The 13,584-nt window shown below is 38.4% G+C and carries 17 protein-coding genes; 6 read left to right on the top strand and 11 right to left on the bottom strand.

Annotation, left to right across the window (positions count from 1 at the left end; genetic code table 11):
- Positions 1-2: 2 nt before the first annotated feature.
- On the bottom strand, positions 3-665 hold the full coding sequence (locus tag R3D71_04070) for a transglutaminase-like cysteine peptidase (protein MEZ5690824.1): 663 nt from the start codon (positions 663-665) through the stop codon (positions 3-5).
- A 395-nt stretch (positions 666-1,060) separates the two neighbouring features.
- Between R3D71_04070 and R3D71_04065 the strand changes: the two genes are divergently transcribed.
- Positions 1,061-1,504 (top strand): hypothetical protein, encoded by a 444-nt coding sequence (locus R3D71_04065; protein MEZ5690823.1) that lies wholly within the window; start codon positions 1,061-1,063, stop codon positions 1,502-1,504.
- A gap of 117 nt (positions 1,505-1,621) precedes the next feature.
- On the opposite strand, the gene trpA is transcribed toward R3D71_04065, so the two are convergent.
- From trpA to rpsA, 7 genes are all read right to left on the bottom strand, one after another.
- Complete coding sequence (trpA, locus tag R3D71_04060; GenBank protein MEZ5690822.1) at positions 1,622-2,425, bottom strand: tryptophan synthase subunit alpha; 804 nt, start codon at positions 2,423-2,425, stop codon at positions 1,622-1,624.
- Positions 2,422-3,654 (bottom strand): tryptophan synthase subunit beta, encoded by a 1,233-nt coding sequence (trpB, locus tag R3D71_04055; protein MEZ5690821.1) that lies wholly within the window; start codon positions 3,652-3,654, stop codon positions 2,422-2,424. The genes trpA and trpB overlap by 4 nt, the downstream gene beginning before the upstream one ends.
- Positions 3,644-4,306, bottom strand: coding sequence for a phosphoribosylanthranilate isomerase (locus R3D71_04050; protein ID MEZ5690820.1), 663 nt, complete (start codon positions 4,304-4,306; stop codon positions 3,644-3,646). Before R3D71_04050 ends, trpB begins: the two co-directional genes overlap by 11 nt.
- A 6-nt stretch (positions 4,307-4,312) precedes the next feature.
- Entirely contained in the window at positions 4,313-4,627 is a 315-nt protein-coding gene (locus R3D71_04045) for a LapA family protein (protein ID MEZ5690819.1), read from the bottom strand.
- Between the two features lie 93 nt (positions 4,628-4,720).
- Positions 4,721-5,017: an integration host factor subunit beta gene (locus R3D71_04040; GenBank protein MEZ5690818.1), complete on the bottom strand. Its 297-nt coding sequence runs from the start codon at positions 5,015-5,017 to the stop codon at positions 4,721-4,723.
- Positions 5,018-5,060: 43 nt separating this feature from the next.
- Entirely contained in the window at positions 5,061-5,975 is a 915-nt protein-coding gene (sppA, locus tag R3D71_04035) for a signal peptide peptidase SppA (GenBank protein ID MEZ5690817.1), read from the bottom strand.
- Positions 5,976-6,134: 159 nt separating this feature from the next.
- Positions 6,135-7,865, bottom strand: a complete 1,731-nt coding sequence (gene rpsA, locus R3D71_04030) for a 30S ribosomal protein S1 (protein MEZ5690816.1) — start codon at positions 7,863-7,865, stop codon at positions 6,135-6,137.
- 542 nt (positions 7,866-8,407) lie between these two features.
- Here rpsA and R3D71_04025 point away from each other — a divergent pair.
- The 5 genes from R3D71_04025 (at position 8,408) to R3D71_04005 (ending at position 11,852) form a co-directional block, all read left to right on the top strand.
- Positions 8,408-9,373: a lysylphosphatidylglycerol synthase transmembrane domain-containing protein gene (locus R3D71_04025; protein ID MEZ5690815.1), complete on the top strand. Its 966-nt coding sequence runs from the start codon at positions 8,408-8,410 to the stop codon at positions 9,371-9,373.
- Positions 9,374-9,475: 102 nt separating this feature from the next.
- Positions 9,476-9,865 (top strand): hypothetical protein, encoded by a 390-nt coding sequence (locus tag R3D71_04020; protein ID MEZ5690814.1) that lies wholly within the window; start codon positions 9,476-9,478, stop codon positions 9,863-9,865.
- A gap of 4 nt (positions 9,866-9,869) precedes the next feature.
- Positions 9,870-11,258 (top strand): phage terminase large subunit, encoded by a 1,389-nt coding sequence (gene terL / locus R3D71_04015; protein MEZ5690813.1) that lies wholly within the window; start codon positions 9,870-9,872, stop codon positions 11,256-11,258.
- 130 nt (positions 11,259-11,388) lie between these two features.
- Entirely contained in the window at positions 11,389-11,661 is a 273-nt protein-coding gene (locus R3D71_04010) for a hypothetical protein (GenBank protein ID MEZ5690812.1), read from the top strand.
- 32 nt (positions 11,662-11,693) lie between these two features.
- Positions 11,694-11,852 (top strand): hypothetical protein, encoded by a 159-nt coding sequence (locus R3D71_04005; protein ID MEZ5690811.1) that lies wholly within the window; start codon positions 11,694-11,696, stop codon positions 11,850-11,852.
- Between the two features lie 119 nt (positions 11,853-11,971).
- Here the strand turns inward: R3D71_04005 and R3D71_04000 are convergent, their stop codons facing one another.
- From R3D71_04000 to R3D71_03990, 3 genes are read right to left on the bottom strand one after another with little or no spacing between them, the layout of a single operon-like run.
- Complete coding sequence (locus tag R3D71_04000) at positions 11,972-12,109, bottom strand: hypothetical protein (protein ID MEZ5690810.1); 138 nt, start codon at positions 12,107-12,109, stop codon at positions 11,972-11,974.
- Between the two features lie 35 nt (positions 12,110-12,144).
- Positions 12,145-12,576: a ribonuclease HI gene (rnhA, locus tag R3D71_03995; protein ID MEZ5690809.1), complete on the bottom strand. Its 432-nt coding sequence runs from the start codon at positions 12,574-12,576 to the stop codon at positions 12,145-12,147.
- A gap of 27 nt (positions 12,577-12,603) precedes the next feature.
- Entirely contained in the window at positions 12,604-13,584 is a 981-nt protein-coding gene (locus R3D71_03990; protein MEZ5690808.1) for a homoserine kinase, read from the bottom strand.

Raw genomic sequence — 13,584 nt, 5'->3', positions numbered from 1 at the left:
TTTTACATGTTAGGTTGATATGTCCACCAGTTGTTTTCGTTTATACCATATATTGGGCGGTAATGATAAATCTTTAACGCTGATACAACTTGCTTAATTTGATTATCCAAAACATTTAACTTATTATCGTCATCATATACTCCGAGAACAGCGTGAATAATACCACCAAGATTTAGATCCTGAACAATCATTATACGCATTCTGCTCGCTGGAACTCCAAGAGCACGCAGCGAATAATATTTCGTTATCGCGTAATCCTCACAATCACCACTTATATCTATAAATTCATATAAAGTTTCCCAATAATCATTAATTCCCCAGTTTATTTGGTCTATTACATAAGGATATTTGTTAGCCCAGTCATTGACTTTTTTTAGCTTGGTATGGAGTGATTCACCCTGTAGGTTATCTATCAGCTTTTTCCAATCCTTTACTGTACATGGGTAATAAATAACAGTTCCACATTTACTATCTGGCATCTCAAGTTGGGCTGAATAACGCTCTATCATACCAGTCCATTTAGGAAACGGGGTAATGTCACTAAACACCGATTCTCTCATATTGAAATATGATCTATAACTACCATATGATAGTGATGGATATATCAACATCACTATCAATAATTTTATAAAAAAAAATGGAAATAATTCGCGATTACCAATCATGATAATATCTTTTATAACTAATATTATATCACTGCAAACTATTTTATTCGCAAATAAATGTGTTTTTTTTACAACAGATAAAACAAAAAAGTGGAACTATTTTTTATGGGAAAAACATACAAAAAAAATAAAATAAATATAAAATTTTATATATAAATTATTTTCTACAACCAAGCCTCAAAGCCAATTACAACAGAACACACTTCGTTTCACAGCCGTAACATTGCGTTCTCCAGATATACACGCCATATTATTAACGACCATAAAATTAACTAACAAAAATACAGGCTTAGTTTTCATGTTAATAAAATATTTATATTTTACAATTATTAATAAAGGCATATTCATTTGCGCGGTGTAAGTGAATATCATGTAATAACGAAATGGAGTTTGTTATGACCGTTGCTAAAAAAACCGCGGCTAAAAAGAAACCAGCCGCTAAGAAGAAAACGGCAGCTAAAAAGCCGGCTGTTAAAAAGGTAGCTGCTAAAAAGCCAGCCGCTAAGAAGAAAACAGCAGCTAAAAAGCCGGCTGTTAAAAAGGTAGCTGCTAAAAAGCCAGCCGCTAAGAAGAAAACAGCAGCTAAAAAGCCGGCTGTTAAAAAAGTAGCCGCTAAAAAGCCAGCCGCTAAGAAGAAAACAGCAGCTAAAAAGCCGGCTGTTAAAAAAGTAGCCGCTAAAAAGCCAGCCGCTAAGAAGAAAACAGCAGCTAAAAAGCCAGCTGCGAAATTGGTTAAAAAATCAGCGGCTAAAAAGCCTTCAAGATCAAAACCTAAAGCTAGTCTTAGACTAACCGCAGGTTCTATGGCTGCTAAAAAAGTAACACCTATACGTCTTTAATAGACAGTAGGTTTATCTTTATAAAAAAAGGAGGCTTAATTTGGCCTCCTTTTTTATATTCCATCCTCACCTAGATAAGCACGACAGATGGCCTAACCTACCACTCTTCTTCCTAGACTATTTACCTAACCCAAATGATAGGTCCTTAATAAAGTTCACTGCCACATTTACCTTATCCTCATCACTAGCTTTATTTATTTTATCAACTAGTGCTGAGCCAACTACCACAGCATCCGAGAAATCCGCCACCTCTTTTACCTGTTCCGCTGTTTTTATCCCAAATCCGACTGCTACCGGAAGTTTTATGTGAGCTTTCAAATTTTCTATTCTGGTTTTAAGCTCTTTGCTATTTGCTGAGCTTGTGCCAGTGATCCCTGTTATTGATATGTAATAGATAAATCCACCAGCGGACGCAGAAAGCGTTTTTATCCTATCATTACCACTAGTTGGCGCGATAAGACGAATTAAATGTAACCCTGTTGAATCCAAATAAGGGCGTATCTCCGCCTCCTCTTCCGGCGGAAGATCAACTATAATAACACCATCAACACCGGCACCAACCGCGTCTTTACAAAATTTTTCCGTTCCATATTTATAGATAGGGTTAAAATATCCCATAAGTATTATTGGAGTTGTGTTATTATTAGCACGGAATTCGCTTACCATATCTATGATAGATGAGACACTAGCTCCAGCTTTTAGCGCTCTTATACCAGCCTCTTCAATAGTTTTTCCATCTGCCATCGGATCAGAAAACGCCATTCCAATTTCTATTATATCAGCTCCCGCCTCTGGCAAGGCAGCGAGTATACGAGCTGATGTTTTAGCGTCAGGATCATAACCCATAATAAACGGGATAATAGCTGCGCGCTTCCGCTCCTTCAATTTTTTGAATGTGTTTTCAATACGCTCTGTGCTCACAACTCAACTCCCAGAGCTTTGGCAACGGTAAAAATATCCTTGTCACCTCTGCCACATAAATTGACTATAATAACGTGTTCTTTTGGTAATTTAGGGGCTATTTTAGCGGTATACGCCAAAGCATGCGACGGCTCAAGAGCGGGGATTATGCCTTCAAGCTTGGACACCACCTGAAAAGCTTCTAAAGCCTCATCATCGGTTATAGATACATATTCCACCCTACCACTTTCATAAAGCCATGAGTGTTCAGGGCCAATTCCGGGATAATCAAGTCCGGCTGAAATTGAATGAGCGTCTAAAATCTGTCCATTGTCATCTTGCAATAAGTAAGTCCGGCTTCCATGCAACACACCGGCGGAGCCTCTAGCGATTGAAGCAGCGTGCTTACCGGAATCAAGTCCAAGTCCGGCGGCTTCTACCCCGATCATTTTTACTGAATCATCATTGATAAACGGGTAAAACAGACCGATAGCATTACTGCCTCCACCTATTGAGGCTATCAAGCTATCTGGCAGCTTACCTTCAGCTTCCCATAGCTGTTTTTTTGCTTCATTACCAATAACTGATTGAAAATCACGTACCATTTCGGGATAGGGAGCAGGACCGGCGGCAGTTCCAATCAAGTAAAAAGTATCACTTACGTTAGTTACCCAATCACGCAGAGCCTCATTCATCGCGTCCTTAAGGGTTTTACTACCAGAACTAACTGGAATTACCTCCGCGCCAAGCAGTTTCATCCTAAAAACATTCGGAGCCTGACGCTCAATATCTTTAGCACCCATGTAAATTACGCATTTAAGACCGAATAGAGCACAAACGGTGGCTGTTGCTACCCCATGCTGCCCTGCGCCTGTTTCCGCTATTATACGCCCCTTCCCCATGCGTTTTGCGAGCAATATCTGCCCCACACAATTATTTATCTTATGGGCTCCGGTATGATTAAGCTCATCACGCTTAAAATATATTTTGGCTCCACCACAATGTTCGGTAAAGCGCGGAGCGAAATATAGAGGAGAAGGTCGTCCTACATAGTGAGTCAAATAATACTCTATTTCCCTATGAAAAGACTCATCATTTTTTGCTCTTTTATATTCCTCTCCTACCTCCAATATTAGTGGCATCAAGGTTTCAGCAACATATTTTCCGCCAAAAATACCGAAATGACCATCAACCGATGGTTTATCATACAAATTTTTGCTATTTTCAGCTTTAATGCTATCAAGACTCATTTCTAACTATTTCCATAAATTCTTTAATCATAGAAGCGCTTTTTACACCCGCTTTCTCCTCAACACCAGAGGATAAATCTATCATCTTCGCTTTTGTCCGTAAAATTGCCTCTCTTACGTTGTCTTTATTGAGACCACCAGACAAAAACCACGATATTTTTATACTATCTCTTACGCTATCGTCATCCATTACTGACCAATCAAAGCTGATCCCATTGCCGCCAGCAAGAGAGTTATTATCTTTTGGTTTAGCGTCAAACAATAAAAAATCAACTAACTCATAAAATTCGTTCGCACGTTTAACATCGTTGCTGTCACGTACTGATATTGCTTTTATTACTCCTACATCCGGCAATATGGACTTTATTTTGGTTATTCTATCAGCGGATTCATTACCATGTAGTTGGATAAAATCAGGCAGAGGATTCATAGCTAATATTTTCCGCAACAAATCATCATCTGGGTTTACCGTTACTATGACTGCCTTTATATAATCAGGCAATTTACTTACTAGATTAGCCGCCTCTTGTAGCTCTATGTGACGTGGTGATTTGTGATGATAAACAAAGCCAGCGTAGTCAGCTCCTTCCTGTGTTATCGCCTCAATGTCATCAGTGGTTTTAAGACCACATATTTTTACCTTAATGCTCATCTATTTTTATTTTTGCTTTTCAATGGCAAGGCTGGCATATTCACTTTCACTACGCATTGACTTATTCTCATTTTCCAGAATCACACAACGCTTCTTGATTTTTCTTAGAGAATTTCTGAGTTTCATTATCTCCATATTACTGACAAGACTACCCATAATTATGCCGAATATTACACATAACAGAGAAAAAATAAAAAGCGGCAGTTCTATTAAATATGGGAACGGGAAAAGATTAATTGAGACGATTTCTTTATTTACAGCGCAAAACGCTATCAAAAAAATACTGACTATAATAAATAACAATGTTTTTATAAATCCCACTTCACACCTCTCTTACCTATCAAAGTATGATTTAGTCTAAACTTATTTTTTTACTATGACAAGAGCGGGAATATAAATAAAAATTTGGTTTATCTAGCTTATCATTACAGGTGGTTTATTGATACGCTCACGTAGCTCTTTTCCGGTACGGAAATATATAGCGTAGCGTTCTCCTATGCTAACCTCATTACCGTTTTTAGGATTACGAGCTTTACGCGATTCACGTTTGCGTATTGAAAAAGCGCCAAAGCCACGCAGCTCAACACGACCTCCCTCTACCAGAGTAGCGGATATATTATCAAATATTGTATCAACAAGAGCCTCTATGTCTCTCTGATACAGATGAGGATAACGTTTAGAAAGACGAATTATGAGTTCTGATTTTGTCATTGGCATCTCCAAGAAACTATTGAACTAAAAGCAATTAATTCAGTTAAGGATGCCATAATGCGAGTAATCCGTCAAGCTTAACTCTACTTTTTTGCCAAAAATCACCAACTACCCCATTGATAATACGGTCTATTAATGGGTGCTCCTCCTCAATTTCCACGTCGGAAATAGTTAATTTAGGGTTAACATTGCGATTTTTTGCTAACCATTCCACTGCTTCTTTTTCACCACCAATAGCGTCAATCAGCTTATTTTCAACAGCTTGGGTGCCGCTATATACTCTACCATCGGCTAAAGAAACCACTTTTTTACGGGGCAATTTACGCCTTTCGGTGGTTATGTCCACAAAATGATTATAAAAATCCATAATCATATCTTTTAACACTTTTTCTGCCGCTGGATTCGCTTTCTCAAATGGAGATGGAGAGGCCTTAAGTGGTGATGACTTGATAGTAATAGGATTTATTCCAAGCTTTTCTATAAGCCCTGTTATTTCCGCTGTTTCTATTACAACCCCAATTGACCCAGTTATAGTACCCGGTCTTGCCAGTATGTAATCTCCGCCAAGAGCTATCATATAACCAGCTGAAGCACTTACTGAGCGCATTACGCTTACTACTGGCTTAATCTTAGCGAGCTCACGCAGGCGGGTGTAAATCTCCTCCCCTCCAACAGCGCTGCCACCCGGTGTATCAAGCCAAACAATAACCGCTTTTGCTTTTCTATCATTTTTGATGTCTGAGATAAGGTCATAAACTCTTTGATCATCGCCAACAAAACCAGAAATAGTAAGACGAGCGATATAATCACCACCTTTTTTATTAGAATCAGGCACTATAACATTACGCGCGGCTACTAAAGCGGTAACTATCGCGAATAAAATAGCCAGAGCTTTCCACTTATTTACCTGCTTTTTAAGATAAAGACGATCTATCAGTGAATCCGCCTTAATACTCATGACTAATCTCCAGAAAATATAAAAATTAATTACAAATTATAAAACAATATGGTCAGCATAAAATCAATGCTGACCATATACAAGTAAAATATAAATTATGGATAAATTATAGTGGTCTACTATATAAAATCAAATAACAATTAAGTGAGTAACTGGCTACTAATCGCTATCTTTTTTCTCCTCATTAGCGGCGTTAAGAGCGGCTCCTAATATATCACCAAGCGACGCTCCACTATTTTCAGAACCATACTCACTGATAGCCTTTTTATGCTCATCAACCTCAAGAGCCTTGATAGAAATGTTAACTTTCCCACCACTAACAGAAGTAACTTTAGCGTCAACCCTATCGCCAACAGCGAAACGTTCTGGACGTTGATCTTGACGTTCGCGGGCTATATCTGATCTTTTAATGAAAGACGCTATAGTGTTATCATCACCTAGTGTGACCGTTATACCATCATCACTAACCTCACTTACGGTACAAGTAACTATGTCACCCTTATTTATCTTGCCAGATGAAGAGTTAGTCATATTCTCAGGCGCTTCGCTAAGCTGTTTAACACCAAGACTAATACGTTCTTTTTCAACATCTATAGTAAGAATCTTAGCTTTTATAACGTCACCTTTTTTATAATTTTTGATAACAGCGTCGCCTGATTCTGTCCAGCTGAGGTCAGAGTGGTGTATAAGACCGTCAATATCGCCTTCCAAAGCTATAAACAGACCGAAATCGGTTATGTTACGAATTTCACCCTCTATAACATCATCAACCTTTACTTTCTCGGCATAAACAGCCCATGGATTTTCCTCACATTGCTTCATACCAAGACTTATGCGGTGTTTAGAAACATCTATCACCAATACCACAACTTCTACTTCCTGACTTACGGAAACTAGCTTAGACGGGTGGATGTTTTTCTTAATCCATGAAATTTCAGACACGTGAACCAAACCTTCTATACCAGGCTCTAGCTCAACAAAGGCACCATAATCAGTTATATTGGTAATTTTACCGGTAAGCTTGGTACCAACGGTATATTTCTCAGCTGCATCTTGCCATGGATTAGTTTCTAATTGTTTCATACCAAGCGATACACGCTTCGTATTCTGGTCAAACTTAGTAACCATAACTTTCACATTTTGACCAATAGATAGTATTTCAGTTGGATGGCTGATGCGTTTCCATGATATATCGGTGACGTGCAGAAGACCATCTATTCCGCCCATATCAATGAACGCTCCGTAATCAGTTATATTTTTAACGATACCGTCAAGAACCTGCCCTTCTTCTATTTTCTCTAGAAGATCATTGCGAGCCTCAACACGTGATTCCTCAAGTATGGCACGTCTTGAAACTACTATATTACCACGTTTGCGATCCATTTTAAGGATTTGGAAAGGCTGCGATATATTCATAAGTGGGGTAATGTCTCTAATCGGGCGAATATCAACCTGACTACCTGGTAAGAACGCGATCGCTCCTTGAATATCAACAGTGAAACCACCTTTAACTCTGCCAAAAATAGTTCCCTCAACTCTTTCAGAATTAGCGCAACATTTTTCTAGTTTGACCCATGCTTCCTCACGCAGAGCTTTCTCTCGTGAAAGAACAGTCTCACCATTTTTATTTTCTATTCTCTCCAGATAAACATCTACCTCATCACCAACCGCTATTTCCGCTGAGTTGCCACCAACAGAGAATTCACGAAGAGGCACACGACCCTCTGATTTCATTCCAACATCAATGATAGCTAGGTCTTTTTCTATTCCTATTACGGTACCTTTAACTACCGAGCCTTCGCTCTTACCATCCTCGTTTTGTGACTCTTCAAATAATTTACCAAAATCTTCTATTTCTACATTTTCATATGCTTTCGCGGCTTGTGACATAACAGCTAATTCTTTCCATTTTTGACTATAAAAGCGGCAAAAGCCTAAGCTGATACCGTCAGTTATAATACATCATAATATTCGCGAAACGTTGGCGCACGTTTCATTGTTAATAAAAAAACAAAAAATACAAAGGGTTGCGCCAAATACCCTTTGGTTCAATTAAAAAAACCCAGCGATTATCGGGCAAAAATACAGGAAAAGCAAGAAATTTTTGATACGGCTTATGGCTAACTCAGTATGTTGGAAATTATTTATATTTCGCCTCCGTGAAAATCTACTGATTTTCACATGGGACATAGCTCAGGGCTGGCATGACCTTCTGGTCATGCTTCTTGTTCCTTAATGCCTAACCTCTAATTCCTCTTTTATATTCTATATTCGCCTCCGGTATTTCCTACTGGAAATCCCATGAGGCATAGCTGAAGGCTCATACAGCCTGCTGGCTGTGCCTCTTGTTCCCTAACACCTAAGCTCTAAACACTTAATAAACACGAATTCATGTTTGATTATAGTACCAGCTCAGACTATAAACCATGCCTATGTCTCTTGCCAAATATTCTAAACAACTGTCATTGCTAGCTAAAATAGCCTTTATGCTGCTTGCCTTCTGGTTTGTGGTCAAAACTGTTGATATGGAAGAGTTAAGAACAATGTTAAAAGCACAGGATCGCTACGTGCTTATGGAAGTCGCTTTCTTACTGTCAATGCAGATATTTCTGGGTGCTCTACGCTGGCGATTACTTCTAATCTCACTATCTGAAAGCAGCAAAAATACATTATCTTTTTTGAAATCACTAAAAACATATTATATAAGTATATTTTTTAACTGTTGCTTACCCGGCACTGTTGGTGGTGATGTTGTAAGGGTATGGCTGGTAAAATCTGATGGAATACCACTTACAACAGCTATCAGCTCGGTAGTGATTGACCGCTTACTAACATTATTCGCTCTGGTACTTATGGTATTTTTAACTGTGCCTATTTTTGCTAGTTATCTAAAAATCAACGCATGGATTCCAGTTCCTATTTTTCTATTGTTTATTATTATTGGATTATGGAGCTTGTTTAATTTAGAAAAAGTGGTAAAAAAAATACCTCTGATAAAATCAATGCATTGGCTTGAGCATATTTTGCAAAGCCTGCGCCTAGTAATGAAAAAACCAAAGACGACAATATGTTCTATATTATACGCTGTATCAGCGCATATAACATTTTGTCTTTCCGCGTATCTACTAGCTGAAAGCTTTGGCACACCTATATCTCTTATCGCCTGCTTTACTTTAATCCCTTGGGTATTGTTGATTGCGATAATCCCTATTTCCATAGGTGGGTGGGGACTTAGGGAAGTAGCGATGATATTTACACTATCTCTCATTGGTGTACCAAAAGAAGCAGCTTTGGCTCTTTCTATACAGCTTGGTCTTATGGCGATAATAATTAGTGTGCCAGCTGGAATATTATGGATTGTAAATCGTAAATCCAATCATGAGACAAAAATTAATTAATTCCTCATTTTTCCAATTCTACAGTTCTCTAACAAAAATCTCGGAAGCTAATACAAAATATTCCCCTTCCGGTGTTTTCCCTTAATCACTAATGTCATCATTATGGCAAAGAGAAATACCAAAAAAGAAAATAGCGTAAAATCTGTAGATATTAATGACATTGATTACATTAAAAAGATAACACTCAAACTATTAAATGTTATTGAACAAGCTATTGAATATCTCAAAGGTGAAAATAGCGAAAAAATAGAATCTCATGAGAAAAAACATAATTTACTATTTGGAAGTAAAACGTCACTAGCCGCGACGCTAGTAACTCTTGCCAATTTGTTGGTTGAGCTCAACCAGATAAGCTCCAACGAGGCTGGAAACAATACCGGCAATATGACCGCTAAAGACTCACAGGACAATATCTCAAATAAGCTTTCAGAAAATGATATAGCTCTAGTTGAGGCTTTTGTACGCAAACTAAAAAGCGTAAAAAAAGTGTAAGTCTATGCCAAAATGGTATGATGATTTACTCTCCAACAGCTTTTCTACTTTTATTGGCAAGAGCCTTACTACTGCCGATCCATCAGCGAGATTCTTACCTAATTGGCATATTGACCTAATCGCTGAATATCTAGAAGCCGCTAGAAATTCGCAAATAAGCCGGCTTATTATAAATATGCCGCCACGCTCGCTAAAATCCATATGCGTAAATGTCGCTTGGCCAGCATGGATACTTGGTCATAATCCAAGCGAGAGAATTATAACCGCTAGTTACGCCTCATCACTAAGCGTTAAACATTCCATTGATTGTCGTAACATTATTATTAGCGATTGGTATAAACGTGTGTTTCCTAAAGTAATTCTTGCCAGCGACCAAAACCAGAAACAACGTTTTATGACTACAAGAAAAGGCTTTCGTTTAGCTAGTTCGGTTGGAGCGAGTGTAATTGGTGAAGGCGGTAACTTCCTGATAATTGATGATCCAATAAGTCCAGCAAAAGCAATGAGCGGGATATGGAGGAGCAAAGTTAATGATTGGTTTGATCACACTTTCTCAACAAGGTTAAATGATAAAAAGAATGGGGTTATAGTTCTGGTAATGCAGCGTTTACACTGTGATGATTTAAGCGGTTACTTACTTGAAAAAGGCGGTTGGGAACATTTATGCCTACCGGCGGTAAGTATGCGGAGTAAAAAATATGATTTTGGTAATGTCACGAAGCTATTTACTGAAGGTGAGTTACTACATTACGGACGCGAGGACGCTAGTCTAATTGAAAGAGCAAGGATAGAGCTTGGCTCGCAAGCATTCGCGGCGCAATATCAACAAAATCCGAAACCAGAAGAAGGTGAGATGGTAAAAAAAGATTGGCTGTTACGCTATGATGAAATTCCAGAAAATATTGAGTCCATAGTGCAAAGCTGGGATACGGCGATTAAAAGCGGAGAACATAATGATGCCAGTGTTTGTCTTACTTTTATTGAGGTAGACGGCAGAAGTTATTTAACTGACTCAATAGTTAAGCGTATTGAATATCCTGACCTTAAACGTCTATTTTACCAACAAGCGGAAAAACATCAACCAAACACTATTTTGCTAGAAGACAAAGCTAGTGGTCAGCAGCTATTGCAGGATATAGGGCGAGAAAGCCATCTGCCAGTTATTGGTATAAAACCAAAATCAGATAAAATAACTAGATTCGCCGCCATTTCAGCGATGATTGAGGCTGGAAAACTTATTCTACCAAATCGGGCGACATGGCTTACTGATTTTGAAAGCGAGCTGCTATCCTTCCCTAAAGGCAGGCATGATGACCAAGTAGACGCTCTTACCCAATATCTTGATTGGAAAAGAATGAGGATATGGGAGAAGCCAACCATCAGAAAATTATAGTCATTTTTATGGCAGTACATGGTCAGATAAAATTGTATATTCTTTTTAATTTTTTGTTAAATAAATTAACCTATTATCACAATTAATTTCTTAATTAATTAATTTTTTACGGTTTAACTAAGAGGAGATTATGTCAAACGACGCTATAAATTCATGGGTTGACAGAGCGGCAAACAATCAGCAGCCGCAATCCACCAACTCAGAGATAAAAGTGATAAAGCGCGAGGTTCAATCACGTGGTAATATTATCATGAATGTCGCGGAGAAAATCCGTCCATTCCTACTTAAAATGTTTGAAGGTGTGCGTGATGAGAACGGGATATTATTACAGCCGGCTCATATACGTGGTATAGCTCTCAATATGGCGCAAGGCATCGTAAAAGAACAAGAGTCTAATAACTAAATAAATAGCAAATATCACAACGGGAAAACAACATGAAGCAGATAAGCGAAGAAAGTTTAGAAAAACACTTAAGAAATAATGTTGAGTCGGCTGTTTTTCAACAAATATCACCTGAAGCACTTAAAGAAGGAATAGCTGGTATGGCGACATCAATTAACGCTAAAGGCACAAATATAGGTAGAGGAAGATAATTTATACCCATTATGAATAAAAATAAGTTTCTGTGACTAGAGACTAACTTAAGCCCGCCGGATTCCAGCGGGCTTCTTTTTTATGATACTCATTTTGTCCGCTGAAAGTTGTTTATATTTCACCTCCGGTATTTCCTATTGGAGATTTTATTTTGCTCCCGCTGCGGGATTACTGTCCCTTGCACTTGTCTCGCCGTAGCGCGTAAGCGCAAAGACGGATGGAGCATTGATGAAGGCTCGTACGACCTGCTGGTCATACTTCTTGCTCCTCAATTCGTCATTTCCTCAATTCCTATGAGATAGCTTTTCTCGCTAATGTGTCCGCCCGCTCGTTCATAGCGTGACCATTATGTCCCTTCACCCAATGCCACTTAATATCGTGCGCGACGACTGCTTTTTCTAGCCTTTGCCAATATTCCACATTTTTTACCGGTTTCTTGTCGGCGGTTTTCCATCCCCTTGCCTTCCAATTTTCCATCCACTCGCTGATACCTTTTAACACGTAAGTGCTATCACTATACAAATCAACCTTGCACGGTTCTTTAAGAATCTCCAAAGCGGAAATTACCGCCATAAGCTCCATACGGTTGTTAGTAGCATCATCCTCACCACCAGAAATTTCCTTTTCTTTATCACCATAAACCAATATAGCTCCCCAGCCACCAGCACCTGGATTTCCTGAACAAGCTCCATCTGTATAAATCTTCACATGCTTTTTAGCCATACAACCCATGCTCTATAATTCACTATTTTATTTTAGAATATTCTCATCATAGCCACGCCAGTAATAAAGCCTCTTCATATAATCCATAGGATCTTTTATGTTGACCAGAGCGTTGTCTACCGGATTTAGATAATCATAACAACGCATAATTAAAAAACGCAGTGCCGCCAGCCGCCCCATTATTGGCATCGCTTTTTCTTCATCATCGGTGAGCTTCCGCACTTGATTATAAGAAGACAGCAATAGCTTTAGTCTGCTAGGCAAAATACGATGGGTGTTATCAAAACACCATGCGTTTATAACTATCATAAGATCGTAAATATAAAAATCATGGCAGGAAAAATAAAAATCAATAATAGCTGAAAGCTCAGGGTTTTCTGTATTACCATCAATAAAGAAAACATTATCTGGGAAAATGTCGGTATGTACTATTCCGGCGGGAAGATTTTGTGGTAACTTTTTTTCCAGATAGGATATTTCTTTTTTAATATCTACCGATAATCCGTTAAATATCTCATCAGCCCGATTACTGAACTTAAAAAATATATCTTTCATACCAGCAAGAGAGAGAGCGTTCTTCCTTGTTTTATTAAATCCGGTAGATTTTACGTGGAGTGTGGCGACCAAATTACCGACTAACTCAATATGATGCGTAGTTATGTTTGTACTGCCACCACCAACCATGAACTCTATTAATATCGCTGGTTTTTCCGCTATTAAGGTAATTATTTCCGATTTTTTATTATAGATAGGTCGTGGGCAAAGAACTTGGTTATCCGCCAAATATTCGGTAAATTCCATAATAAATGGCAAATCCTCGGCGGGGAAATTTTCCTCAAATATAGTAAGTATATAATTCGTTCTACCAGCGTTTCCATCTACAGATACAAAATAATTAGTGTTAGAAACACCTTCGGCTATACCTTTGAAAGAAACAAGCTCGCCCACCTCATAGGAAGATATAAAGTTTCTTACCTCAATATCAGATAGTTTAGTATAAACAGCCAT

The organism is Rickettsiales bacterium (assembly GCA_041396965.1).
Classification (GTDB): Bacteria; Pseudomonadota; Alphaproteobacteria; order Rickettsiales; family SXRF01; genus SXRF01.
Note: the sequence above shows the minus strand (reverse complement) of the source record. Positions and strands in the feature narration are given on the sequence as shown.